This is a genomic window from Scandinavium sp. (assembly GCF_051650185.1).
Taxonomy (GTDB): domain Bacteria; phylum Pseudomonadota; class Gammaproteobacteria; order Enterobacterales; family Enterobacteriaceae; genus Scandinavium.
The window spans coordinates 16,313-41,312 of record NZ_JBOFIN010000079.1; the positions used below are offsets into that span (position 1 = coordinate 16,313).

The window sequence follows — 25,000 nt, forward strand, 5'->3', positions numbered from 1 at the left end:
AAAAACGGCGCACTCAGCGCCGTTTTTTATTTCGGGGGTTCAGAAGAACGCTTCAACCAGCAGATAGCTGGCGACACAGGCGCAGCTCACGCCAATCAGACCTGGAATAATAAAGCTGTGGTTGATGATGAATTTACCGATGCGCGTGGTGCCGGAGCGATCAAAGCCAATGCAGGCTAAATCGCTGGGATAGGTTGGCAACACAAAATAGCCGTAGGCGGCAGGAAAGAAGGCAATCAGCATTTTCGGCTCTACGCCCAGCATCAGGCCCATCGGCGCCACGGCGGTGAGCGCAGCGGCCTGGCTGTTCACCAGCTTTGAAACCAGAAACAGCACAATCGCATAGGTCCACGGATGGCTTTTCAGCACGCCTTCCAGCGCCATTTTGAGCTCAGGTAGGTGCGACTGGAAAAAGGTATCGCTCATCCACGCCACGCCGAAAACAGAGAAGATAGCCACCATCCCAGCTTTAAACACCGCACCACCGGAAATACTGGCGGCGTTGACTTTACAGGCGACCAGCATTACCGCCCCGGCAATCAGCATCATCATCTGAATCACCAGGTTCATCGACAGCGGTGCCAGTTTGCCTTTCACCTCAAAGGCAGGGCGTAACCCCGGGAAGGCGCCCAGCAGCACCACGAATAAGATCCCGGCGAAGAAAATCCAGGTCGACCAATACGCTTCTTTATTAAAACGCTGGTCGAGCAGAGTTTCGCTGCTGCCGTAGATAAATTCCTTTTGCTTAGGGTCACTGATTTTTGCCTGAAACTCCGGGTCATCAGCCAGATCTTTACCGCGACGCAAACTCCACAGCGCGGCAATGGCCACACCAAACAGCGATGCAGGCACAGAAATTGCGAGGATCTCCAGAATGCTCCATCCGTGTCCGATGCCATGTTGAGCGCCTAAAATCGATACCAGCGACACCACCGCGACGGAAACGGGCGAAGCGGTAATCGCCATCTGAGACGCAATGGAGGCGACGGCCATCGGGCGTTCCGGGCGGATGCCTTTTTTCAGCGCGATATCGGCGATGATTGGAAACATGGTGTACACCACATGCCCGGTGCCGCACAGAAACGTCAGCGTCCAGGTGGTGAACGGGGCGAGCAGGGTGATGTGCTGAGGATGCTTACGCAGCAGCTTTTCCGCGCATTGCATCATCACGTTCAGGCCGCCTGCCGTTTGCAGCGTGGCCGCACAGCCGATCACCGCCAGAATAGTTAACATGACATCCACTGGCGGTTTTCCGGGCTCCAGGCCGAAAACAAAACAGAGGATAAATAAACCGATACCGCTGATAAGCCCAAGACCCATCCCGCCAAACCGGGTTCCTGCCAGCAGGCACAAAATAATGACAACAAACTCAAGCGTAATCATGACTCACCTGTCTCATCCATAAAGAAAGGAAAATCATTACATTTCATAATGGTATTCACTGAGAGGCAGATCGGATTTACAAAAAGCTGTAAAAACAAACTGTTGAGTACATTTTGTTAACAACTGGAAGGCGATGTGGGCGACGCTCGTCGCCCTGAGGAGGTTAGTGCTGTTGCTGGTTAACGACGTTGAGCAGATGCTGGTCGGTTTGATGCATACAGAGCCCCGCTTTATGGGCACTGCGGACTTCATCAAGGATGGTTTGCAACAGAATGCCGTCCTGGTGTTGTTCTTTTTCCAGGGCGTTTAAAAAACGCAGGGTGGTGTCGTCCTGCATCGCTTTCGCCTCACGGGTTAGTGCCGAAAGGGTACTGCTGCGCTGGTGATGTTCTTCCAGCGTTTGCAAAAACAGATCTTCAAGGGTGACGCAATGTTCATCAATGGGCTGTGAGGCTTTTACGACCGGATAAGCACCTGCTTTTTTCATGAAATCAAACATGCGCATCATTTGGGTGACGTTAGCCTGAGCCTGGGAGCGCAAAAACGTGGCGGTCCCCGTCAGTTTATGTTCGGAACACCATTCGCTCAGACGCAGGTACAAATTGGAAGCACAGAACTCAAGATTCATCTGGGTGTTGAGCTTTTGAACCATTCCTGGAACTGCCATAGTAATATCCTTATATCCTGAAGAAACGAACTCTGCTGATTACCGCAGAACATCCGTTCACACGACGACAGAAGCTTGCGCTATTCAGCATTCACACTTATGGATGGTCACTACGATATTCACTGTCCTGACCGTTTAAAGAATACGCCTGGTTTTTCTATAAGAAAACTCCTGGCTGTTATTATTTACGGTTCGTTACATGATCGCTGAATTAACTCGAATTTAGAGATGATTTGACGAGGAAAAACCGCCTGAACAGTATGATGTTTAAGTAACTTGCATTACGCTTTTTAGTGGGAAAACTGCGATCTCGCTAGCATTCAATAATATTAATGGTCGGAAAAGGGTTATTTGTTGATGTCATTAATGCTATTACCAGTAATGTTAATTCGGGCTTAAATTGCAGTAGATCATCTTTTATCGGAATGCTTAAAAAAACAGAAGCTCAAAAAATTTGATTTTAAGGAGGAATAAATGAAAAAGGTCGCGGTGCTGTTGGCACCTGGATTTGAAGAAGGGGAAGCCATTGTCACTATCGACATTCTGCGCCGGCTGAATCTGGAAGTAGAGACTCTCTCCTGCGCGGAATCTCGCGGTGTCACCAGCTATCACAATATTCCCATGGTGGCAGATTGCACCCTTACGGAACGTAGCGGCGCACTTTACGACGCCGTCGTCCTGCCCGGCGGGCCGCAAGGCAGCGTGAATCTTGCTGCTGTTCCCGCGGTTATCGATTTTGTTGCTACCCACGATGCTGCGGGAAAATTGATTTGTCCTGTCTGTTCTGCTGCGGCACGCGTGCTGGGCGGCAATGATTTGCTGAAAGGACGTCGTTATGTGTGCTCCGGCGATCTCTGGCAGGACGTTCGCGATGGCGAGTATGTGGATGCGCCCGTGGTGGAAGACGGCAATTTGATCAGCGGTAAAGGGTTGGGTCATGTGTTTGATTTTGCCTTTACCGTCGCCGCCCGATTATTGGGTGACGAAGCTCCGGTTCGTGAACACGCCGAACATATTTATTATCGTTGGTGAGATAAGGATTCACTGGCTGTTGATATAGATTATTCTGCTAACCCCTGGGTGAATTGTCTGACAACTCGCCCTTTATTTATGTCATTTCCCGCTAAATATATGCACGCGATAACTGTAATTCTGCGGTGTGATGGCGCTCTCCTATGGATAATTAATTTCCCGCTATTAATGTCTCAGCGTAACTGCTCTCCATAGCGAAACCGCTAATGCATTGTTTTACTGCTGATAAATAAAATTAGTTTGAATTTCCCCTACGAAAAAGAACATTAAAGCTGGAGTTAACCATGCACAAATTCACTAAAGCGCTGGCGGCCGTCGGCCTGGCCGCGGTTATGTCACAATCGGCTATCGCTGAAACCATGAAACTGGGTTTTCTGGTCAAGCAGCCAGAAGAACCGTGGTTCCAGACTGAATGGCGTTTCGCCGATAAAGCAGGCAAAGATCTCGGTTTTGACGTCATTAAAATCGCCGTGCCGGATGGCGAGAAAACCCTGAATGCCATCGACAGCCTGGCGGCAAACGGGGCCAAGGGCTTCGTTATCTGCACGCCAGATCCTAAACTCGGGCCCGCCATCATGGCGAAAGCCCGCAGCTATGACATGAAAGTCATCACCGTGGACGATCAGTTCGTTAATGCCAAAGGCAAACCCATGGACACTGTGCCGCTGGTGATGATGGCGGCCAGCGAAATCGGCGCACGTCAGGGTGATGAGCTGTACAAAGAAATGCAGAAACGCGGCTGGGATGTGAAAGATACCGGCGTCATGGCGATTACTGCGGATGAGCTTGATACCGCGCGCCGCCGCACGACTGGTTCCATGGACGCGCTGAAAAAAGCGGGCTTCCCTGAAGCGCAAATCTACAAAGTACCGACCAAATCCAATGATATCCCTGGCGCATTTGATGCCGGTAACTCGCTGCTGGTGCAACACCCTGGGGTGAAACACTGGCTCGTGCTGGGCATGAACGACAACACCGTGCTCGGCGGCGTGCGTGCCATTGAAGGGCAGGGCTTCAAAGCGGCTGATGTTATCGGGATTGGCATCAACGGCGTGGATGCAGTGAATGAGCTGTCTAAAGCTCAGGCGACCGGTTTCTATGGGTCACTGCTGCCGAGCCCGGATGTTCACGGCTATAAGACCAGTGAAATGCTTTACAACTGGGTGCAGAAAGACGCTGAGCCACCGAAATTCACCGCGGTGACCGATGTGGTGCTGATTACCCGCGATAACTTCAAAGCCGAGCTGGCGAAGAAAGGGCTGTGATTTGAATTGCCCGGTGGCGCTGACGCTTACCGGGCCTACGGACTGGCGCCATCTTTTGACTTTGTAAGTCGGGTAAGCGAAGCGCCACCCGACAAAAAAGACGTGTAGAAGTGAATTCGCGTTCTCTGGAGTGCATATGCAACAGTCACAACCTTATCTCTCATTTCGCGGCATCAGCAAAACCTTCCCCGGCGTGAAAGCCCTGACCGACATCAGCTTCGACTGTTATGCCGGGCAGGTGCATGCGCTGATGGGGGAAAACGGTGCCGGAAAATCCACGCTGCTGAAAATCCTGAGCGGTAATTACACCCCAACCGCTGGCACGCTGGCATTGCGCGGCGAAGAAGTGAGTTTTCCGGATACGACGGCCGCACTGAACGCCGGGGTTGCCATCATTTATCAGGAGCTGCATCTGGTGCCGGAAATGACGGTGGCGGAAAACATCTATCTCGGCCAGTTGCCGCATAAAGGTGGGATCGTCAATCGCTCGTTGCTCAACTATGAAGCCGGGCTGCAGCTGCAGCACCTTGGGCTGGATATCGATCCGCAAACGCCGCTGAAGTATCTCTCCATCGGGCAGTGGCAGATGGTGGAAATTGCCAAAGCGCTTGCCCGTAATGCCAAAGTGATTGCGTTTGACGAACCGACCAGTTCGCTGTCGGCGCGTGAAATCGAGAATCTGTTCCGCGTCATCCGTGAACTGCGTAAAGAAGGGCGCGTCATCATTTATGTCTCGCACCGCATGGAGGAAATTTTTGCGCTTAGCGATGCGATCACCGTGTTCAAAGATGGTCGCTACGTTTGCACGTTCGACGACATGCAGCAGGTTAATCACGACCAACTGGTACAGGCGATGGTGGGGCGTGAGATTGGTGATATTTACGGCTGGCAGCCTCGTGAATACGGGGCCGAAAGGTTACGCCTCAATAACGTCAAAGCGCCAGGCGTTCGCCAGCCTGTCAGCCTGAGCGTCAAAAGCGGTGAAATCGTCGGCCTGTTCGGTCTGGTGGGAGCGGGTCGAAGTGAATTAATGAAAGGCTTGTTCGGTGGCACCCGGATCACCGAGGGCGAGGTGTTTATCGACGGACAGCAGGTGAACATTCAGAAACCGGCGCACGCCATTCGCGCAGGGATGATGTTATGCCCGGAAGATCGCAAAGCCGATGGCATCATTCCGGTTCACTCGGTGCGGGACAACATCAACATCAGCGCTCGCCGCAAACACATTCATGCCGGGTGGCTTATCAACAATGAGTGGGAAGCTCGCAATGCGCAGCACCACATTCAATCGCTGAATATCAAAACGCCTGGAGCGGAACAGCTGATCATGAATCTCTCCGGCGGCAACCAGCAAAAAGCGATTCTCGGGCGCTGGCTGTCTGAGGCGATGAAAGTCATTTTGCTGGACGAACCGACGCGCGGCATTGATGTCGGCGCTAAGCACGAAATCTATAACGTCATTTATGCGCTCGCAGCATCCGGTGTGGCCGTGCTGTTTGCCTCAAGCGATTTACCCGAAGTGCTCGGTGTGGCTGACCGCATCCTGGTGATGCGCGAAGGCGAAATCGCCGGGGAACTGATGCACCAGAGCGCCAATGAACAACAGGCGTTAAGCCTGGCGATGCCGAAAACAACCCAGGCCGTCGCCTGATAGCCTGAGAAGGAGAGAACCATGTCATCTGTCACAACGCCCGGCGTGCGCCGGAATTCGTTCAGCCTGGGACGCATCTGGGATCAGTACGGCATGCTGGTGGTGTTTGCCGTCCTGTTTATTGTCTGCGCCATTTTTGTGCCTAACTTTGCCAGTTTTATCAATATGAAGGGGCTTGGCCTCGCCATTTCAATGTCCGGCATGGTCGCCTGCGGCATGCTGTTTTGCCTCGCTTCGGGCGATTTTGACCTGTCCGTCGCCTCGGTGATTGCCTGTGCGGGCGTCACCACGGCGGTAGTCATTAACGTCTCTGAAAGCCTGTGGTTAGGTGTCTTTGCCGGGCTGCTGCTTGGCGCGGTGAGTGGGTTAATTAACGGATTCGTCATCGCCCGTTTGAAAATTAACGCGCTCATTACCACGCTGGCAACGATGCAAATTGTGCGCGGGCTGGCGTATATCATCTCTGACGGTAAAGCGGTCGGGATTGAAGACGAGCGTTTCTTCACGCTGGGCTACGCTAACTGGCTGGGTTTGCCAGCGCCTATCTGGCTGACGGTTGGCTGTTTGATCCTCTTCGGCCTGCTGCTCAACAAAACGACTTTTGGGCGTAATACGCTGGCAATTGGCGGCAATGAAGAAGCGGCAAGACTGGCGGGTGTGCCGGTGGTACGAACCAAAATCATTATCTTCGTGCTGTCGGGGCTGGTGTCTGCGGCGGCAGGGATAATCCTGGCTTCGCGTATGACCAGCGGCCAGCCGATGACGTCGATTGGCTATGAGCTGATTGTGATTTCGGCCTGTGTGTTGGGCGGCGTGTCGCTTAAGGGCGGTATCGGCAAGATTTCCTACGTGGTCGCGGGGATCCTGATCCTCGGCACCGTGGAAAATGCCATGAACCTGCTGAATATCTCGCCGTTCTCGCAGTATGTGGTGCGTGGTTTGATACTCCTCGCGGCGGTGATCTTCGACCGTTACAAACAAAAAGCGAAGCGCATGGCCTGATTTATCCCCAACTTTTAAGTGTAATCCCAACCCAACGCCAGCGCCGAATTCCGCTGGCGTTTTCCGTTTAAAATGGCGAGCCCGGTCACACTGTCTATACTTACACTGCTAACGTTTGATTAACATTAGCTGAAATTGAGTCAATGTCAGGAGGTAGACAGGGTGACAGACCCGTTAACCGCTCCGCCGGTTTTGCGCGGAAATTACGCTTTTTTCTTTGATTTGGATGGCACGCTTGCCGAGCTCAAACCCCATCCCGATCAGGTATCCATCCCCGAACCTACCCGAGCGGCGCTGCATCAGCTAGCGCAGCAGCAGAGTGGGGCACTGGCCTTGATCTCAGGGCGCTCAATGGCTGAGCTTGACGCGCTCGCCGCTCCGTACCGATTCCCGCAAGCGGGAGTCCATGGAGCTGAACGCCGTGATATCAAGGGTCAGGATCATATTGTCACCCTGCCTGAGACGCTCGCCGGGGCGCTTCATCTATGGCTGGTTGACTCGATGTCAGGTCTGACAGGCTGTGAGCTGGAAAACAAGGGCATGGCCTTCGCGCTGCATTATCGCCAGGCCCCTCAGCATCAGCAGGCTATCGAACAGCTGGCCGAACAGGCTGTTGCTCGTTTCGACGGGCTGGCCGTGCAGCCGGGTAAATGTGTGGTAGAGATAAAACCGGCCGGAATTCATAAAGGTGCAGCCATAGCGGCCTTTCTGCAAGAAGAGCCCTTCCGTGGACGGATCCCTGTTTTTATCGGCGATGACCTGACCGACGAAGCTGGCTTTGAAGTGGTGAACAAGGCGGGTGGCGTGTCAGTAAAAGTCGGGCCGGGGGAAACGCTCGCCCACTGGCGATTAGCTCGCGTGGCGGATACCCATTCGTGGCTGCAACAACTCGTACAACAAGACAAAACCGCGCTAACAGACAGGAGAGATGGCTATGAGTCGCTTAGTCGTAGTATCTAATCGTATTGCGCCGCCTGATGATAAGAAAACCAGCGCAGGCGGGCTGGCAGTCGGTGTACTGGGAGCGCTTAAGGCCGCAGGCGGACTGTGGTTTGGCTGGAGTGGTGAGACGGGTGATGAAGACAAGCCGTTGAAGAAGGTGACGAAGGGCAATATCACCTGGGCGTCGTTTAACCTTGAAGAGAAAGATCACGATCTCTATTACAACCAGTTCTCCAACGCCGTGCTGTGGCCTGCGTTTCACTATCGTCTGGATCTGGTGAACTTCCAGCGTGAAGCGTGGGAAGGGTATTTGCGCGTAAATGCAACCCTTGCAGAGAAACTGTTGCCGCTGGTCAAACCCGACGACACGCTCTGGGTGCATGACTACCATTTGTTGCCGTTTGCCAGTGAGCTGCGCAAACGCGACATAAACAATCGCATTGGCTTCTTCTTACATATTCCGTTTCCGACGCCGGAGGTGTTTAACGCCCTGCCGACCCATGCTGAACTGCTGGAACAGCTTTGCGATTACGACCTGCTGGGCTTCCAGACCGAGAACGACAGGCTGGCTTTTCTTGATTGCGTCTCCAGCCAGACGCGTCTGACCAGCCGCGGCAGCAAAACGCATAATGCATGGGGAAGAACGTTCCGTACAGCCGTTTATCCTATTGGCATCGATCCGGATGAAATCGCCCGTCAGGCCGAAGGCCCACTGCCACCAAAACTGGCGCAGCTGAAAGCGGAGCTGAAAAGCGTGCAGAACATCTTCTCCGTGGAACGTCTGGACTACTCGAAAGGGCTGCCGGAACGGTTTCAGGCTTATGAGGCGCTGCTGGAGAAGTACCCACAGCACCACGGCAAAATTCGCTATACCCAGATTGCGCCGACCTCGCGCGGTGATGTGCAGGCCTATCAGGACATCCGTCATCAGCTGGAAAACGCCGCAGGCAGAATTAACGGCCAATACGGTCAGCTTGGCTGGACACCGCTCTATTACCTCAATCAGCACTTTGACCGAAAGCTGCTGATGAAAGTCTTCCGTTACTCTGATGTGGGTCTGGTGACGCCGCTGCGAGACGGGATGAATCTGGTGGCGAAAGAGTATGTTGCTGCACAAGATCCAGCCAATCCTGGCGTGCTGGTGCTATCGCAATTTGCCGGGGCGGCAAACGAACTCACGTCAGCATTGATCGTCAATCCTTATGACCGCGATGAGGTCGCCGCCGCGCTGGACAGGGCATTGACCATGCCTCTGGCCGAGCGTATATCACGGCATGCCGAGATGCTGGAGGTGATTAAGCAGAATGATATTTATCACTGGCAGGCGCGGTTTATTGACGATCTAAAGCAGATAACGCCGCGCAGTGATGAGAGTCGATTGCAGAATAAAGTCGCGGCTTTTCCAAAACTGGCGTGATAAACGAGAGGTGCGCCCGGTGAGGGATACCGGGCACTTTTTCATTCGGTTACTCGTTTTCGAGCGTGACCAGCAGAACGTCCACTCCGCTGTTGCCGACCACATTTTTCGCCGCACAGGTTGCGCGTGAGAAAAAGCTTTGGTTGTGATTCCCGCAGATAACCAGGTCGACCTGCTGCTTCTGGCAGAACTCTTTGATGTGCTCGCTTAATTCACCGCAGGCGATACGTGTGTGGGTGACCGGGTAATCGGCGTGCGCGATTAAGTCATTGAGGAACTGGCGGGTTTCTTCCTGCATGACTTCACGCAGGTTTTCGAGCATTGGCGCCGCGAACTGGTTATACATCTCCGGGTCAGCAGAGGAGGTGATGAGACTGATGCGCGCATTGATCGGGCGCGCAATAGACACGGCCTTACTGACGAGCTTTCGACTTTCCGGTGTCGGTGCAACAGCCACCAGCAAATGTGAGTAGGTCATCCTGCCTCCTTCCTGTTCGACGAAAAAACGCCCATGTCCTGGTATTACTCCGTTTCGGCATCGGCTGCAAGAGGGGCCATGAGCCGGAAATGTGAGTTTCTTCGAATATTCATTAATTATTCTTATGTGACGAATATCCCTTGACAGCCTGTTTTACTGAATTTTTACGCACTTATCTTAAATTCAAAAATTAAATAATAAATTTGCAACCTATTTCACATTAAAACTAAATAAATTGAAATTGTTACTCTGTGTAATCATCATAAAAAACTGAATGGATAACTGTCTGTTTTACAAGGCTAACTTTTTATCGTCTTTCAGGCGTTATGGTCGGTTTTATATCGCAAACGGGACGGCAATTTTCCCTGACTAAAAAAGAAGCAACAAAATGTGTTCAGGGTGTTTATTCAAAAGCCAGGAATAGAAAAGCGGTGTAATTGAATGAAAAACCAACAACTCACAATTGTAACTGATGGATTTAGTGTTATCATTCACCTAAATTATGTGATATCTATCACATAATTTTCAAATTTACGGTAAAGCCACGTTGTATGTGTCAGAACTGGCGAGTAGAGTTGCGTCGAATTAGGAAAAATCTTAGTCAATTGTAAGAATTGTTTAAAATTGCAGGCTTATCCTCACACTCGTGCAGATGACCTTGCAGTGCGCAGGGATGCAACACCTAAGTCAACTATGCATTTGGCCGTTTCTTTTTTTTACCGGGTTTTTTCCCGGCGACATCACGGGGTGCGGGTGTTACCGCATAAAATAATGGTTGGTTATTCGGGATGGGAAAAATGCATACATCCGAGTTGCTAAAGCATATCTATGACATTAATTTGTCCTATTTATTACTTGCACAGCGTTTGATTAGTCAGGACAAAGCCTCTGCTATGTTCCGTCTCGGCATCAACGAAGAGATGGCCACCACGCTTGGCGAACTGACACTGCCTCAAATGGTTAAATTAGCGGAGACCAACCAGTTGGTCTGCCAGTTCCGCTTCGACAGCCACCAGACCATCACCCGACTCACTCAGGAGTCGCGCGTTGACGATCTGCAGCAAATTCATACCGGTATTCTGCTCTCGACCCGCTTACTGAAGGAAGCCAGCCTCGCAGACGGCTCTGCACGGAAGAAAAGGGCCTGATCATGAGCGAAAAAAGCATTGTTCAGGAAGCCCGCGACATACAACTGGCAATGGAATTGATCACGCTTGGCGCGCGTCTGCAGATGCTCGAAAGCGAAACGCAACTCAGTCGCGGCCGCCTCATCAAGTTGTACAAAGAGCTTCGCGGCAGCCCGCCGCCGAAAGGCATGCTGCCGTTCTCAACCGACTGGTTTATGACCTGGGAACAGAACATTCACTCCTCCATGTTCTGTAATGCCTGGCAGTATCTGCTGAAAACGGGGTTATGTACTGGCGTTGATGCGGTGATTAAAGCTTACCGTCTGTATCTCGAGCAGTGTCCGCAGCAGGAAGATGGGCCGATTCTGGCGCTGACCCGTGCGTGGACGCTGGTGCGATTTGTCGAGAGCGGCATGCTTGAACTCAGCGGTTGCAACAGCTGTGGTGGCAATTTCATTACCCATGCTCACCAACCCGTGGGGAGCTTTGTGTGCAGTCTCTGCCAGCCGCCATCACGAGCCGTAAAAAGACGTAAACTTTCCGGCGAAGGTGCCGATATAACACCACAACTGCTGGATGAACAGATAGAGCAAGCTGTTTAACCGAGATTCAGGTGTGGCAAAACACTCCAGCAGCGGACGCAGGTCCGCTGCTTTTTTTTTGCCGCCGCTTAGGTGAAATGCTCTGTCGTTCGTCCCGGGCTTATCAATAGCGGAAGGATGATGTCGTGCTTATCTTATTAGGTTACCTGGTTGTTCTTGGTACAGTTTTCGGCGGTTATGCAATCACCGGCGGACACCTTGGGGCACTCTATCAGCCTGCTGAACTGATTATCATTGGCGGCGCGGGGATAGGGGCGTTTATCGTTGGCAACAACGGGAAGGCCATCAAGGGCACGCTGAAAGCGCTGCCGTTACTGTTTCGCCGTTCAAAATACACCAAATCGATGTACATGGATCTGCTGGCACTGCTGTATCGCCTGATGGCCAAGTCCCGTCAGCAAGGCATGTTCTCGCTGGAGCGTGACATCGAAAACCCGACCGAAAGCGAAATCTTTGCCAGCTACCCGCGCATTCTGGCGGACAAAGTGATGCTGGAGTTTATCGTCGATTATCTGCGCCTCATCATCAGCGGCAACATGAATACCTTCGAAATCGAAGCGCTGATGGACGAAGAGATCGAAACCCACGAAAGCGAATGTGAAGTGCCAGCCAACAGCCTGGCGATGGTGGGCGATTCGCTCCCGGCCTTCGGGATTGTTGCTGCGGTTATGGGCGTGGTTCACGCACTGGGTTCAGCGGATCGTCCAGCCGCAGAGTTAGGGGCGATGATTGCCCACGCGATGGTCGGCACGTTCCTCGGTATTCTGCTGGCTTATGGATTTATCTCGCCGCTGGCGACCGTGCTGCGTCAAAAAAGCGCGGAAACCACCAAGATGATGCAGTGCGTCAAAATCACGCTGTTGTCGAATCTGAACGGCTATGCGCCGCCAATCGCGGTGGAATTTGGCCGTAAAACGCTTTACTCCAGCGAGCGTCCTTCGTTCATCGAACTGGAAGAGCACGTGCGTGCCGTCCGTAACCCAACCGCACAGCAGACGACGACTGAGGACGCATGAAAAATCAGTCTCACCCAATCGTCGTCGTCAGGCGGCGCAAGCATAAAAGTCACGGCGGGGGCGCGCACGGCTCGTGGAAAATTGCTTACGCCGATTTTATGACCGCGATGATGGCCTTCTTTCTGGTGATGTGGCTTATCTCCATCTCCAGCCCGAAAGAGCTTATCCAGATAGCCGAATACTTCCGTACGCCGCTGGCGACAGCCGTCACCGGGGGCTCGCGTATCTCAGAAAGCGAAAGCCCGATTCCCGGTGGGGGAGATGACTACACCCAGCGCCAGGGCGAAGTGAAAAAAGAACCGAACATCGATGAGCTGAAAAAACGCATGGAGCAGAATCGCCTGAAGAAAGTGCGCGGCGATCTGGACCAGCTGATTGAATCCGACCCGAAATTAAAAGCTCTGCGTCAGTACCTGAAAATCGATCTGGTGCAGGAAGGGCTGCGTATTCAGATTATCGATAGCCAGAACCGGCCGATGTTCAAAACCGGCAGCGCGGAAGTGGAGTCGTACATGCGCGACATCCTGCGCGCCATTGCGCCGATTCTGAACGAAGTGCCGAACAAAATCAGCCTGTCCGGGCACACCGACGACTACCCGTACGCCAACGGCGACAAAGGGTACAGCAACTGGGAGCTTTCCGCCGATCGCGCCAACGCCTCGCGTCGGGAACTGGTTGCCGGTGGGCTTGATGACGGAAAAGTGATCCGCGTGGTGGGCATGGCAAACACCATGAAACTCCAGGCGCACGGCGGCGATGATGCCATCAACCGCCGGATTAGTTTGCTGGTGCTCAATCACCAGTCCGAAGCGGCGATCCTCAACGAGAACGCCGAAAGTCAGAACGAACCTTTAAGCGTATTACAGCAGCCGGGCGCACTGCCGAACCCGGTCAGTACTGGATCGCCACAATCCGATCAGAGGTGAGAGCGTGAGTATGGATATCAGCGATTTTTATCAGACGTTTTTTGATGAAGCCGACGAATTGTTGGCGGATATGGAGCAGCACCTGCTGGATCTGGTACCGGAAGCCCCTGACTCAGAGCAACTGAACGCCATCTTTCGTGCCGCACACTCCATCAAGGGCGGCGCAGGCACCTTTGGCTTTAGCGTTTTGCAGGAAACCACGCACCTGATGGAAAACCTGCTGGACGAAGCACGGCGCGGTGAGATGCAGCTCAATACCGACATTATCAACCTGTTTTTGGAAACGAAAGACATTATGCAGGAACAGCTCGATGCCTATAAAAGCTCGCAGGAGCCGGATGCTGCCAGCTTTGAATACATCTGTCACGCCCTGCGCCAGCTGGCGCTCGAAGCGAAAGGCGAAGCACTGGCTCCCGCTGCGGCTGGGGCAAAACTGACGGTGGTCGAAAGCGACGAAGCGGAAGACGACGCCGTTGCACCTGTCGCCGCCGAAGGGCAGCTGCGCATTGTGCTCTCAAGGCTGAAAGCCGGTGAGCCGGACATGCTGCAGGAAGAATTAAGCAACCTGGCGCAAATCAGCCAGGTGGTGAAAACCGCTGATTCTCTCAGCGCCAGTCTTGATGGTGCCGTCTCGCAGGATGATATCGTGGCGGTGCTGTGCTTTGTCATCGAAGCCGATCAAATCGCGTTTGAAACCGCCTCAACGGCCGTCGCCGGGACAGCGGCAGCGCCTGCGGTGGTGGAAACCCCAGCAGCACCGGTGTTGAAAGCCGTGCCAAAAGAGACTGTTGCCTCGCCGCGCGTTGAACGTGAAAAACCGGCGAAGGTGAGTGAATCCACCAGTATTCGTGTCGCCGTTGAGAAGGTCGATCAGCTGATCAACCTGGTCGGTGAACTGGTGATCACTCAATCGATGCTGGCGCAGCGCTCCAACGAACTCGACCCGGTCGAGCACGGTGACCTGATCACCAGCATGGGCCAGCTGGAGCGTAACGCCCGGGATCTGCAAGAGTCGGTGATGTCGATTCGAATGATGCCGATGGAGTACGTGTTCAGCCGCTTCCCGCGGCTGGTGCGCGACCTGGCCGGCAAGCTCAACAAACAGGTCGAACTGACGCTGATGGGCAGCTCCACCGAGCTCGATAAGAGCCTGATTGAACGCATCATCGACCCGTTAACGCACCTGGTGCGTAACAGCCTCGACCACGGTATCGAATCGCCAGAAAACCGCCTGGCCGCCGGGAAATCTGCGGTCGGCAACCTGATCCTCTCCGCTGAGCATCAGGGCGGCAATATCTGCATTGAAGTCACCGACGATGGCGCTGGCTTGAATCGCGATCGCATACTGGCGAAAGCCCTTTCGCAAGGCATGGCGGTCAACGAAAACATGACGGATGAAGAAGTCGGGATGCTGATTTTCGCGCCGGGCTTCTCCACGGCGGAACAAGTGACCGACGTTTCCGGACGCGGTGTTGGCATGGACGTGGTGAAACGTAACATCCAGGAGATGGGCGGCCACGTCGAAATCAAATCGAAGCAGGGCGCAGGCACCACCATTCGTATTCTGCTGCCGCTGACGCTGGCGATTCTGGATGGCATGTCCGTCAAGGTAAGCGGCGAAGTCTTCATTCTGCCGCTGAATGCGGTCATGGAATCACTGCAACCGCGCGAAGAAGATTTGCATCCTCTGGCGGGTGGCGAGCGCGTACTGGAAGTGCGCGGCGAATACCTGCCGCTGGTGGAACTGTGGAAAGTGTTTGATGTTCAGGGGGCGAAAACTGAAGCCACTCAGGGCATCGTGGTGATCCTGCAAAGTGCAGGCCGACGCTACGCGCTGCTGGTGGATCAGCTGATCGGCCAGCATCAGGTCGTCGTTAAAAATCTGGAAAGCAACTACCGCAAAGTGCCGGGCATCTCTGCCGCGACCATCCTCGGAGATGGCAGCGTCGCGCTGATTGTCGATGTCCAGGCGTTGCAGGGTTTGAATCGTGAACAACGTGTGGCGCACACCGCCGCCTGATTGCAAGAAGAAGGGAAAAAAATGACCGGTATGACGAATGTAGCAAAACTGGCGGGCGAACCCTCGGGCCAGGAGTTTCTGGTCTTCACGTTGGGGAATGAAGAGTACGGCATTGATATCCTGAAAGTGCAGGAGATCCGTGGTTACGACCAGGTGACGCGCATCGCCAACACGCCGTCATTCATCAAAGGTGTGACCAACCTGCGCGGCGTGATCGTGCCGATTGTCGACCTGCGCGTGAAGTTTAGCCAGGAAGACGTCGAGTACAATGACAACACCGTGGTTATCGTGCTCAATCTCAGCCAGCGCGTGGTGGGAATTGTGGTCGATGGCGTTTCTGATGTGCTTTCACTGGCCGCTGAACAGATTCGCCCGGCGCCAGAATTTGCGGTCACGCTGTCCACCGAATACCTGACCGGCCTGGGTGCGCTCGGTGAACGTATGCTGATTCTGGTGAACATCGAAAAACTGCTCAACAGCGAAGAGATGTCGCTGCTCGACAGCGCGGCTGTCAGCGTGGCGTAACGGATTTCCCCCTGTGAGTGCAGGGGGAATTTGTCTTCATATTTACCCTTCCTTAATTGCTGATTAGCCCCACTAATATGTCCCACTTTGCGATATGTGATTAAGATCACAATGAAAGCAATATATTCTTTGCAGTGTGTCATTTTATCCTGCCGCTTTGCTTTCAATTTACTGATAAATAATCACTTTTATGTAAATAGCGAAAAAGGCTTAAATTATCGCCCTGAGTTGGTTGAATGAAATCTCCTGAACTAAATTTCAGATAAGGCACCCGCGCCGGGGCCTGATAACCTTCTGACGCAAAACAATAAAGCGTCAGGACTCTGACTCTGGAGACGACCGATGAACAAAATACGTCTTCTTATCGCTACAGGAAGTTTGCTGGCCCTGGTGTCATCAGGCGCGCAGGCGGTGACCAGCAGCGGGACGATAGCTGCGACCCTCACGCTCACTAACGGGTGTCTGATCAACGGGCAGCCAACCCAAAGTGGGATCAATTTCGGTACTCTGGATTTTGGTACGCATCCCGCGACCTTCTCGCAGCTGACCACACAGCTTACCGGCGCCAGCGGCGGCAACAGCTTTAGCGTGCAATGTACAACCAGCAGCTACACGGTGCAGATAACCGGTAACGCCAACAGCACGGCACCCGGCACGGTGATAGGTACGCCAGGTACGCCCGCACGCTATCTGATTAACACCACTAACGCGGCGCAAGGGGTGGCATACAGCCTCTACAGCGACAGCGGCTACAGCAATGTCGTGGCCAATGGCGCGCCACTGCCGATTGCCTCCACCACCGGCGGGGTCGATAACTACACGCTGTATGGCCGAATTTCGGGCGGTGGCAACAGCGTCACCGTGGTGCCGGGCACGTATACCGACACAATCAACGTCAGCGTCACGTACTAACACCCCTTATGACTCCGGGTGCATCAGGCTTCCTGCGGGAAGCCCGGGGCTGGCTACGCCTTTTGATCCCCGTTGCGTTGCTGTTCAGCACAACGGTGCAGGCGCTGACGGTCACCACCCAGTCATTCAAGGTGAATGCCACCATTACGCCAGGCTGTTCGGTGGCGACAGGCAGCGGCGGGGCGATGGGGACGCTGAATTTTGGCAGCTACAGCGGGGTAAAAACGGGGCAGGTGAGCACCCAGTTTGTGCCGAATGCGTCGCTCTTGTTGGCCTGTACGCCTGGTGTGGCGCTAAGCATGAGCATCAACGGCGGGCAGAATTACACCACGGTGCGCAACATGCAGCGCTCAGGCGGAACGGACAGAGTGCCGTATCGCCTGTACAGCAGCAGTTCGCTGGCGGCGAACAGTGAAATTGGCGTCAACCAGAGCGTCTCCGTGGCCTACAGCAACAGCAACAATATCGCGCTGACAATTTTTGGCGCAGCGCAACTGACCGGGTTCAGCCCGGCGGGAACCTATAGCGATCAACTCACTGTGACGTTGTCATGGTAAGACAGGGAGAAACAGCATGAATGTAAGGTGGCTGCCTCAGACCTTATTCTGCGCCTTATGCCTTGCACCGCAGGCTCACAGCGCCGCGACGGTGCTTATCTGGCCTATCGATCCCATTCTGACGGCGGACAAAAACGCCACCGAACTGTGGATTGAAAATCAGGGAACCACCGCCACCACCATGCAGGTTCGCATCGTGCGCTGGCAGCAGGAAAGCGGCTTTGAGCGCTATCAGCAACAGCAGGACGTGGTGGCCAGCCCGCCCATTTTGCGGATCGATAAAGGCGGCAAGCAGCTTATCCGTTTGATTAAGCAAGCCGCCGTGCCGCAGAGCAAAGAGCAGGCTTACCGCATTATTGTCGATGAAATTCCACAGCCGACCGATACCAGCAAGCCGCAAATCGGACTGAAGTTACAGATGCGCTACTCCATCCCGCTGTTCGTTTACGGGCAGGGCATGCCGGTAGTGACGGAAGGTGAAAACCACGTGCTGGTGAGCCCAAACAATCTCAGCTGGCGTGTCACCTCTCTCGACGGAAAACCCGCCATTGAAGTGCGTAATCGCGACCTTGTCCATGTTCGCCTGAGCAACGTGTCGGTTCGACAGGGCAGCAGCGAGCGGGAAGTGGCACCGGGGTTGCTCGGCTATGTGCTGCCAGGGCAAACCCGAATCTGGGCGCTCCCGGCGGGCGTTACGCACCCCACAGAGCTTAGCGCCACCGTCAATGCACAGGACGCGAAATGGCAGTCCGCCGCGGGCAACTAACGAAAATTGCCATGTGCCTGCTGCTTTCCGGTTCAGGGCTTTGTCGTGCAGAGCCTGGGGACGATCTTCTGCCGCCGCCGCCGGATGCGAACGCGATTCAGAAACAGTCGGTGTACCAGCTTGGGCTGGTTATCAACCACTACGATACGCAGAAGGTGGTGCCCGTGACTCAGCGCGACGGCCGCTGGTATATCGCCAGCGCAGATTTGCAAAGTGCAGGGCTCCCGGCGGCAAAACTGCCTGTCGGGGAAGTGGATCTTTCCTCGATTGAGGCGATTAAAACCGAGTATGACGGCAACGGGCAGCGCTTGTTGCTGACGGTGCCGCCGGACTGGTTTGCCGCAAAAGAGGCCATGTTTCAGAATGGCACCCAACGTGCCGTTCCGCAGGCGGGCAGCGGTGCGCTGTTCAATTACGATTTCTACACCAGCCAGACAGAGCACGGGGCCGGGCAGGCCGCGCTCTGGCATGAGCTTCGCTTTTTCAGTGGCAAAAACTCACTCTCCTCCACAGGCTATGTGCGCCAGAGTCTTAGCGGCGGCGATCAGCTGGATGACGGCTACATTCGCTATGACACCACGCTCAGCTACACCGACGACGACTCGGCAACAGAATGGAATTTCGGCGACACCATCAGCGATGTGCTGAGCTGGAGCAACAGCGTCCGGGTCGGCGGGGTGCGATTCGGGCGTGATTTTTCGGTGAGGCCGGATTTAGTCACCTGGCCGCTGCCGACCTTTTCCGGTGATGCAGCGGTACCCACGTCGGTGGATTTATTTATTGATGGCTATCGCGCGGGGTCCACTCAGCTGCAACCCGGCCCGTTCACGCTGACCAACTTGCCGTATATCAACGGGGCAGGGAATGCGGTGCTGGTCACCACCGATGCGCTCGGGCGGCAGGTCAGCACGACGCTGCCCTTTTATGTCGCCAGTGAAATGCTCAAACCGGGGCTCAGTGACGGTGCAGCAACCTTCGGCGCCCTTCGTCGCAATTATGGCATCGAGAACTTCGACTACGGCCCGGCGGTGGGCAGCGGCACTTACCGCTATGGGGTCAATGATTATCTGACGCTGGAAGGGCATGCGGAAGGCGCTGAGTCGCTGGCGCTTGGCGGAGCAGGGGCGCTGGTGAAGCTTGGGCAATTCGGGATCGTTAACGGCAGCTACACCCACAGTCAGATGTACGGCGAGGGCGGGCAGCAGCTCAACTGGGGCTATCAGTACAGCACCGGCATTTTTAGCTTCGTCACCCAGCATACTCACCGTGACAAAACCTTTGGCAACCTGGCGCTTTACGATCAACCGCGCCTGTACGATGACCAAAATAACCCCATCGCCAGCCTGAGCCAGAGCAGTGACCAGTATTCGCTGTCGCTGAACATGGGCGACTACGGCAACCTCGGCGCGGCGTGGATTGGGGTGAAGAGTTTCGACAGTCAGAAAACCGAGCTGCTGAACCTGTCGTGGAGCCGCAGTTTATGGGGCGCCAGCAGTATTTATCTTGCCGCCAGCCGCGATCAGCAACGTGATGACTGGACGGTGGCGCTGTCGCTGCAAATTCCGATTGGCGATCGCGACAGCGTGGCGGTCACCACTGAAAATACGCCTGATTTGGGCAGCACTCAGCGCATTAACTACAACCACACCATGCCCTCCGACGGCGGTTTCAGCTGGAACATGGCGTGGGCGCGTCAGTCGCAGACCAGCAACTACCAGCAGGCCACGCTTGGCTGGCGTAATAACAATATCGAATTGCAGGGCGGCGGCTATGGCGAACAGGATGCGATGACCTGGTGGGGAGAGGCGATGGGCTCGCTGGTGTTGATGGACGGGCAACTCTTTGCGGCCAACAAAATCAACGATGCCTTTGTGGTGGTCAGCACCGACGGGCAGCCTGAAGTGCCCGTCAGCTATGAACACCAGCCGATTGGCAGTACCAATGACAAAGGCTATTTGCTGATAAGCGGCGTGTCGGCCTGGTATCCGGCCAATTACAGCATCAACGCGCTGGATCTTCCTGCCGACACGCAGCTTAAACAGACAGAACAGCGGGTGGCGTTACGGCGTAACAGCGGCTATCTGCTTGAATTTCCTATGGAACAGGAGCGCGTTGCCAGCGTTGTCCTGCATGATGAACAGGACAAACCGCTGCCGGTGGCAAGCGTGGTTTCACGTCTAGGGCTGCCTGATTCACCGGTGGGCTATGACGGTATTGCCTGGCTTGAAAATCTCTCCAGTGTGAACCCGTTGACGGTGACGACCCCGGACGGTAAACGGTGCCGTACCACGTTAACGATCCGCGCCAATCCAGTCCATAAGTTGCAGACTTATGGGCCGTTGCTTTGCCGGGAGGTGAAATGATGATCCGCCGTTTAGGGTTGCTGTTGGCGTTGTGGCTTGTCAGTTTGCCGTTGCAGGCGGCTTGTACCGTGACTATTGCTAACGGCGGGTTTGGCTCGCTCTCTTCCTTCACCGTGAACAGCACCGAGCAGCAGACCTCCGTAAATCTGGTGGTCACCTGTGACGCTATTTTAAATCTGCTGACCAATGACACCGTCTCGATGACCGTGCAAAGTGCCACCGCGACCAGCGGGACGCGTCCGGCGTTGAAACGTACTGACAACTTAACGGTAACGGATGCCATTCCTGTTCGGGTGTGTGGCACCTCCTCCTGTTCGAACAGCACGGAAACCCCCATCAGCCAAAGCTACACCTGGAGCGGAAGCACGCTGCTCAGTTTATTAGGCTCGAAGAGCTACACCCTGCCGGTCTATTTCCGTACGGTTGCCGGGCAGAGTGTCAGTGCCGGGCCGTATCAGGTGTCCGTCACAATGAATGTGAGCTACAGCGTTTGCCCCACGGGTCTGGTCGGGATCTGTCTGGGTACCCCACAAACGGGCACCACGGCAGTCACCACCGTATTAACCATGACGGTCACTAACGACTGCATCACGATTAGCGCGCCGGACGTGAATTTTGGCAGCGCGCCGCTGGTCAGCAATTTCCCCACCGTTTCGCAGTCCGTCGCCATCACCTGCACCAAAGGCAGCGTTTATACCGTCGGCATCAATAATGGGGTGAATGCGGGCAGTGGCTCGGTGCGCAATATGGTCAGCGGCAGCAATGCCATGAGCTACGACATCTATAAAGGCAGCACTTCTGCGCGTTGGGGGCCAACCGGCACCGATCGCTGGGCCAGCAGTGCCGCCAGTTCAGTCAGTGCCAATGGCACGGTCAGTACTTACAACTACACAGCCAAAGTGCTGACAGGGCAGAACACGCCGCCTGCGGGGAGCTACACCGATACGCTGATCGTCGATATCGCCTTCTGATGAAAAGGTGACTTAACGTAAAGTTCCCCGCCAACGTGCCGATAACACCGCTATCACGTTAATGAAAAGGTGTTGTATGTTGAACCGTCTGCGCGTTGTCACCCTGTTGATGTTAGTGCTGGTCGTCTTCGCACTGCTTCAGCTGCTGTCCGGTGGCTTTCTTTTCTCGTCGTTAAAACAAAACCAGCAAAGTTTCGCCCTCTCTAATGAACTGCGCACCCAGCAGACCGAGCTGAGCAAAACCTGGGAGCTGATGCTGCAAACGCGCATCAACCTCAGCCGTTCATCTGCCCGCATGATGATGGATGCCAGCAACCAACAAAGCAGCGCCAAAGCGGATCTGCTGAACAATGCCAAACTCTCGCTGGCAGAAGCGGCGAAGCACTACGCCGCGTTTTCGCAAATGCAAACGCCACCGGAGCTTAGCGCGGTGAGTGAAAGCGTTGACGCCAGCTACCAGAAATACTTCGCCGGGTTGACGGAGCTGACTGGCTTCCTGCAAAGCGGCAACATGGATGCCTATTTCGCCCAGGCGACACAGGGCATGCAAAATGGGCTGGGTGAGGCGCTGAACCGCTATGCCGAAGAGAGCGAAAAGCTCTATCAGCACGCCTTCGTGACCAGTACTCATGACTATCGCTTTGCTCAGTGGCAGCTTGGGGTGATTGCCGTGGTGCTGGTGCTGATCCTTGCCGCTGCGTGGTACGGCATTCGCCAAATCCTGCTTAATCCTCTGGCTAAAGTGATGGCGCACCTGCGTCAAATTGCCGACGGGGATTTGACTCAGACGATGAACGTGTCCGGGCGCAACGAGATTGCAGAACTGGCTGGCACAGTAGGTCACATGCAGCAGTCGCTTATCGACACTGTCACGCGTGTCCGTCTTGGCTCGGATGCTATTTATTCCGGCACCAGTGAAATCGCTATCGGGAATAACGATCTCTCTTCCCGCACCGAAGAGCAGGCTTCTGCGCTGGAGCAAACCGCTGCCAGCATGGAAGAACTCACCGCCACGGTGAAACAGAATGCCGAGAACGCTCGTCAGGCTTCACAGCTGGCGCTAAGCGCTTCAGAAACCGCCCAGCGCGGCGGCAAAGTGGTGGATGGCGTGGTGAAAACCATGCACGACATCGCCGCCAGCTCGCAGAAAATCTCTGACATCACTGGCGTTATCGATGGCATTGCCTTCCAGACCAACATTCTGGCACTGAATGCGGCCGTTGAAGCGGCTCGCGCCGGGGAACAGGGCCGTGGCTTTGCCGTGGTCGCCGGGGAAGTGCGTAATCTTGCCAGCCGTAGCGCTCAGGCTGCGAAAGAGATCAAAGGTCTGATTGAAGATTCCGTGGCGAAAGTCGACACCGGCTCGGTGCTGGTGGAAAGCGCAGGCGAAACCATGAGCGACATCGTTAACGCGGTTACGCGTGTCACTGACATCATGGGCGAGATTTCATCCGCTTCCGATGAGCAAAGTCGCGGTATCGATCAGGTTGCGCTGGCGGTGTCCGAAATGGATCGCGTCACCCAGCAAAACGCCGCACTGGTTCAGCAGTCTGCGGCTGCCGCCGCCGCGCTGGAAGAACAATCCAGCAGCCTGACCCGCGCCGTCTCGACGTTCCGCATTGCGACCGTAAACAACTCTGTTGTGGCTAAAAAAACCAGCGTTCATGAAGCCAGCGCCGCGCCGTTGCGTCCGCGTGCTGCTGCTGTCGGAACGGATGATAACTGGGAAACTTTTTAACTTTACGCGGCACGTTGCCGCATGACGGGAGTGGTGATGTTCAATCGTATTCGTATCTCGACCACCTTATGTCTGATTCTGGTGGTGTGTGGCCTGTTGCAAATTGGCAGTAACGGTTTGTCCTTTATGGCCTTTCGCGATGGACAGCAAACTCTGGGTCAGGTAGAGCAAGGAAATCTGCTGCTGAACAGCCTCGGCGACGCTCGTGTGGTGTTGCTACAGGCCAGCAGTTCACTGAATAAAGCCGGGACGCTGACGGCGCTGAGCTATCCGCCGGAAGAGATTAAAGCGCTGCTTACTACCGCGCATCAAAGCCTGAAGCAGGCGGACAAAGAGTTCGCTGAGTTTGTCGCCTTCCCGGTGGCAGACAGCAGCGCGCAGGCCCTGAAGGAGCAGACACAGAAACGCTATGCCGACTGGCACGGGGCGCTGGAGCATCAGATGACCTGGCTTGAAAGCAACCAGCTTTCTGACTTTATGACCGCGCCGGTACAGCAGGCGCAGGACAATTTTGACGGCAGTTGGCGCAGTTGGATCCAGTATATCGGTGCACATCTGGAAACCGCGCGCGAGGCGGGCGACAGCAACTATCACCGTTCAGCAGCCATCTTCATTGTGATGGTGGTTCTGGCGGTGGTGCTGGTAGGCGGCGCATTGCTGTGGACTCGCCGGATGATCGTCCAGCCGCTGGGCATCATCAGCAGCCATTTCGACAGCATTGCTAATGGCAATCTCGCTCGCCCGATCTCGGTGTTTGGCCGGAACGAAATCTCCGCCATCTTCGCCGGGCTGAAGAACATGCAAAGCGCACTGCGCGATACGGTGACGCAGGTTCGTCAGGGCAGCCACGCCATGCATACTGGTATCTCTGAAATCGCGGCGGGGAATAACGATCTCTCTTCGCGCACCGAACAGCAGGCGGCTTCGCTTGCGGAAACGGCAGCAAGCATGGAGCAACTGACCGCCACCGTCGGGCAGAACGCTGACAACGCGCGTCAGGCTTCCGGTCTTGCCAGCAGCGCGGCGGAAACGGCAAAACGCGGCGGCCAGCAGGCTTCGCACGTCGCTGACACCATGCACGACATCGCCAGCAGCTCGCAGAAAATTGGCGACATCATCAGCGTGATCGACGGTATCGCCTTCCAGACCAACATTCTGGCGCTGAATGCCGCGGTGGAAGCCGCGCGTGCGGGTGAGCAGGGGCGTGGCTTTGCGGTGGTGGCGGGTGAAGTGCGTAACCTCGCCAGCCGAAGCGCCCAGGCTGCGAAAGAAATTAAAGGCCTGATTGAAGAGTCCGTTTCCCGCGTGCAGGAAGGGTCGGCGCTGGTGGATACCGCCGCGCAGACCATGAACGAAATCGTCCGCTCTGTTTCGCAGGTTAACGACATCATGGGTGAAATTGCCTCGGCGTCAGATGAACAGCGTCGCGGTATCGAACAGGTCGCGCTGGCGGTCAGCCAGATGGACCAGGTCACGCAACAGAATGCCTCGCTGGTGGAAGAAGCGGCGGCGGCCACAGAACAACTGGCGGGGCAGGCCGATAACCTGACCACGCTGGTGGCGCAGTTTGCGCTGGAAGAGAAAAGAGTACCGAAGCAAGAAGGGGTGCCGCCTGTGGCGGTAGCCGTGGTTTCCTGATT

22 protein-coding genes are annotated in these 25,000 nt (G+C 55.0%); 19 read left to right on the top strand and 3 right to left on the bottom strand.

Annotated features, from left to right (window positions below; all coding sequences use genetic code 11):
* Window positions 1-39: 39 nt before the first annotated feature.
* Together ACRCWW_RS10280 and ACRCWW_RS10285 are read right to left on the bottom strand one after the other, a co-directional pair.
* Complete coding sequence (locus tag ACRCWW_RS10280; protein WP_438682334.1) at window positions 40-1,383, bottom strand: anaerobic C4-dicarboxylate transporter; 1,344 nt, start codon at window positions 1,381-1,383, stop codon at window positions 40-42.
* Between the two features lie 163 nt (window positions 1,384-1,546).
* Window positions 1,547-2,050 carry a non-heme ferritin-like protein gene (locus ACRCWW_RS10285; RefSeq protein ID WP_438682335.1) on the bottom strand — a complete coding sequence of 168 codons (504 nt, stop codon included), beginning with the start codon at window positions 2,048-2,050 and terminating at the stop codon, window positions 1,547-1,549.
* Between the two features lie 474 nt (window positions 2,051-2,524).
* Between ACRCWW_RS10285 and ACRCWW_RS10290 the strand changes: the two genes are divergently transcribed.
* The 6 genes from ACRCWW_RS10290 to otsA all read left to right on the top strand — a co-directional run bounded on the left by ACRCWW_RS10290 (window position 2,525) and on the right by otsA (window position 9,359).
* Window positions 2,525-3,082 carry a DJ-1/PfpI family protein gene (locus ACRCWW_RS10290; RefSeq protein WP_438682336.1) on the top strand — a complete coding sequence of 186 codons (558 nt, stop codon included), beginning with the start codon at window positions 2,525-2,527 and terminating at the stop codon, window positions 3,080-3,082.
* A gap of 284 nt (window positions 3,083-3,366) precedes the next feature.
* The gene (locus ACRCWW_RS10295) at window positions 3,367-4,347 is read left to right on the top strand and encodes an arabinose ABC transporter substrate-binding protein (protein ID WP_438682337.1); all 981 of its coding nucleotides are present in this window, start codon (window positions 3,367-3,369) and stop codon (window positions 4,345-4,347) included.
* Window positions 4,348-4,483: 136 nt separating this feature from the next.
* A complete protein-coding gene (araG, locus tag ACRCWW_RS10300; RefSeq protein WP_438682338.1) occupies window positions 4,484-5,998 on the top strand; it encodes an L-arabinose ABC transporter ATP-binding protein AraG in 1,515 nt (504 codons plus the stop codon).
* 21 nt (window positions 5,999-6,019) lie between these two features.
* Complete coding sequence (gene araH, locus ACRCWW_RS10305; protein ID WP_438682339.1) at window positions 6,020-7,000, top strand: L-arabinose ABC transporter permease AraH; 981 nt, start codon at window positions 6,020-6,022, stop codon at window positions 6,998-7,000.
* A 162-nt stretch (window positions 7,001-7,162) separates the two neighbouring features.
* A complete protein-coding gene (otsB, locus tag ACRCWW_RS10310; protein ID WP_438682340.1) occupies window positions 7,163-7,960 on the top strand; it encodes a trehalose-phosphatase in 798 nt (265 codons plus the stop codon).
* Complete coding sequence (gene otsA / locus ACRCWW_RS10315) at window positions 7,935-9,359, top strand: alpha,alpha-trehalose-phosphate synthase (RefSeq protein ID WP_438682341.1); 1,425 nt, start codon at window positions 7,935-7,937, stop codon at window positions 9,357-9,359. Before otsB ends, otsA begins: the two co-directional genes overlap by 26 nt.
* 49 nt (window positions 9,360-9,408) lie before the next feature.
* On the opposite strand, the gene uspC is transcribed toward otsA, so the two are convergent.
* Window positions 9,409-9,837, bottom strand: coding sequence for a universal stress protein UspC (gene uspC, locus ACRCWW_RS10320; RefSeq protein WP_438682342.1), 429 nt, complete (start codon window positions 9,835-9,837; stop codon window positions 9,409-9,411).
* Window positions 9,838-10,634: 797 nt separating this feature from the next.
* Between uspC and flhD the strand changes: the two genes are divergently transcribed.
* The 13 genes from flhD (at window position 10,635) to ACRCWW_RS10385 (ending at window position 24,998) form a co-directional block, all read left to right on the top strand.
* Window positions 10,635-10,985, top strand: coding sequence for a flagellar transcriptional regulator FlhD (gene flhD / locus ACRCWW_RS10325; protein WP_217992672.1), 351 nt, complete (start codon window positions 10,635-10,637; stop codon window positions 10,983-10,985).
* 2 nt (window positions 10,986-10,987) lie between these two features.
* Window positions 10,988-11,566, top strand: coding sequence for a flagellar transcriptional regulator FlhC (gene flhC / locus ACRCWW_RS10330; RefSeq protein ID WP_404657974.1), 579 nt, complete (start codon window positions 10,988-10,990; stop codon window positions 11,564-11,566).
* A gap of 125 nt (window positions 11,567-11,691) precedes the next feature.
* Entirely contained in the window at window positions 11,692-12,582 is an 891-nt protein-coding gene (gene motA, locus ACRCWW_RS10335) for a flagellar motor stator protein MotA (RefSeq protein ID WP_330984383.1), read from the top strand.
* Window positions 12,579-13,508, top strand: a complete 930-nt coding sequence (gene motB, locus ACRCWW_RS10340; protein WP_438682343.1) for a flagellar motor protein MotB — start codon at window positions 12,579-12,581, stop codon at window positions 13,506-13,508. Before motA ends, motB begins: the two co-directional genes overlap by 4 nt.
* 4 nt (window positions 13,509-13,512) lie before the next feature.
* Window positions 13,513-15,528, top strand: a complete 2,016-nt coding sequence (gene cheA, locus ACRCWW_RS10345) for a chemotaxis protein CheA (RefSeq protein ID WP_438682344.1) — start codon at window positions 13,513-13,515, stop codon at window positions 15,526-15,528.
* 21 nt (window positions 15,529-15,549) lie between these two features.
* Window positions 15,550-16,053, top strand: a complete 504-nt coding sequence (gene cheW / locus ACRCWW_RS10350; RefSeq protein ID WP_438682345.1) for a chemotaxis protein CheW — start codon at window positions 15,550-15,552, stop codon at window positions 16,051-16,053.
* A gap of 342 nt (window positions 16,054-16,395) precedes the next feature.
* Complete coding sequence (locus ACRCWW_RS10355) at window positions 16,396-16,965, top strand: Csu type fimbrial protein (RefSeq protein WP_438682346.1); 570 nt, start codon at window positions 16,396-16,398, stop codon at window positions 16,963-16,965.
* Window positions 16,966-16,973: 8 nt separating this feature from the next.
* Window positions 16,974-17,522, top strand: coding sequence for a Csu type fimbrial protein (locus ACRCWW_RS10360; RefSeq protein ID WP_438682347.1), 549 nt, complete (start codon window positions 16,974-16,976; stop codon window positions 17,520-17,522).
* 16 nt (window positions 17,523-17,538) lie between these two features.
* Complete coding sequence (locus ACRCWW_RS10365) at window positions 17,539-18,288, top strand: fimbrial biogenesis chaperone (protein ID WP_438682348.1); 750 nt, start codon at window positions 17,539-17,541, stop codon at window positions 18,286-18,288.
* Window positions 18,264-20,651 (top strand): fimbria/pilus outer membrane usher protein, encoded by a 2,388-nt coding sequence (locus ACRCWW_RS10370; protein WP_438682349.1) that lies wholly within the window; start codon window positions 18,264-18,266, stop codon window positions 20,649-20,651. The genes ACRCWW_RS10365 and ACRCWW_RS10370 overlap by 25 nt, the downstream gene beginning before the upstream one ends.
* Window positions 20,652-20,653: 2 nt before the next feature.
* Window positions 20,654-21,622, top strand: coding sequence for a Csu type fimbrial protein (locus tag ACRCWW_RS10375; RefSeq protein WP_438682386.1), 969 nt, complete (start codon window positions 20,654-20,656; stop codon window positions 21,620-21,622).
* 76 nt (window positions 21,623-21,698) lie between these two features.
* Entirely contained in the window at window positions 21,699-23,360 is a 1,662-nt protein-coding gene (gene tar / locus ACRCWW_RS10380) for a methyl-accepting chemotaxis protein II (protein ID WP_438682350.1), read from the top strand.
* Between the two features lie 36 nt (window positions 23,361-23,396).
* Window positions 23,397-24,998, top strand: coding sequence for a methyl-accepting chemotaxis protein (locus ACRCWW_RS10385; protein ID WP_438682351.1), 1,602 nt, complete (start codon window positions 23,397-23,399; stop codon window positions 24,996-24,998).
* The last annotated feature ends 2 nt before the right edge of the window (window positions 24,999-25,000 follow it).

Excerpts from the sequence above, each read along its gene's own strand:
- ACRCWW_RS10280 (WP_438682334.1), bottom strand. The coding sequence starts at position 1,383 with ATGATTACGCTTGAGTTTGTTGTCATTATTTTGTGCCTGCTGGCAGGA.
- ACRCWW_RS10285 (WP_438682335.1), bottom strand. The coding sequence starts at position 2,050 with ATGGCAGTTCCAGGAATGGTTCAAAAGCTCAACACCCAGATGAATCTT.
- ACRCWW_RS10290 (WP_438682336.1), top strand. The coding sequence starts at position 2,525 with ATGAAAAAGGTCGCGGTGCTGTTGGCACCTGGATTTGAAGAAGGGGAA.
- ACRCWW_RS10295 (WP_438682337.1), top strand. The coding sequence starts at position 3,367 with ATGCACAAATTCACTAAAGCGCTGGCGGCCGTCGGCCTGGCCGCGGTT.
- araG (WP_438682338.1), top strand. The coding sequence starts at position 4,484 with ATGCAACAGTCACAACCTTATCTCTCATTTCGCGGCATCAGCAAAACC.
- araH (WP_438682339.1), top strand. The coding sequence starts at position 6,020 with ATGTCATCTGTCACAACGCCCGGCGTGCGCCGGAATTCGTTCAGCCTG.
- otsA (WP_438682341.1), top strand. The coding sequence starts at position 7,935 with ATGAGTCGCTTAGTCGTAGTATCTAATCGTATTGCGCCGCCTGATGAT.
- uspC (WP_438682342.1), bottom strand. The coding sequence starts at position 9,837 with ATGACCTACTCACATTTGCTGGTGGCTGTTGCACCGACACCGGAAAGT.
- flhD (WP_217992672.1), top strand. The coding sequence starts at position 10,635 with ATGCATACATCCGAGTTGCTAAAGCATATCTATGACATTAATTTGTCC.
- flhC (WP_404657974.1), top strand. The coding sequence starts at position 10,988 with ATGAGCGAAAAAAGCATTGTTCAGGAAGCCCGCGACATACAACTGGCA.
- motB (WP_438682343.1), top strand. The coding sequence starts at position 12,579 with ATGAAAAATCAGTCTCACCCAATCGTCGTCGTCAGGCGGCGCAAGCAT.
- cheW (WP_438682345.1), top strand. The coding sequence starts at position 15,550 with ATGACCGGTATGACGAATGTAGCAAAACTGGCGGGCGAACCCTCGGGC.
- ACRCWW_RS10355 (WP_438682346.1), top strand. The coding sequence starts at position 16,396 with ATGAACAAAATACGTCTTCTTATCGCTACAGGAAGTTTGCTGGCCCTG.
- ACRCWW_RS10360 (WP_438682347.1), top strand. The coding sequence starts at position 16,974 with ATGACTCCGGGTGCATCAGGCTTCCTGCGGGAAGCCCGGGGCTGGCTA.
- ACRCWW_RS10365 (WP_438682348.1), top strand. The coding sequence starts at position 17,539 with ATGAATGTAAGGTGGCTGCCTCAGACCTTATTCTGCGCCTTATGCCTT.
- ACRCWW_RS10370 (WP_438682349.1), top strand. The coding sequence starts at position 18,264 with ATGGCAGTCCGCCGCGGGCAACTAACGAAAATTGCCATGTGCCTGCTG.
- tar (WP_438682350.1), top strand. The coding sequence starts at position 21,699 with ATGTTGAACCGTCTGCGCGTTGTCACCCTGTTGATGTTAGTGCTGGTC.
- ACRCWW_RS10385 (WP_438682351.1), top strand. The coding sequence starts at position 23,397 with ATGTTCAATCGTATTCGTATCTCGACCACCTTATGTCTGATTCTGGTG.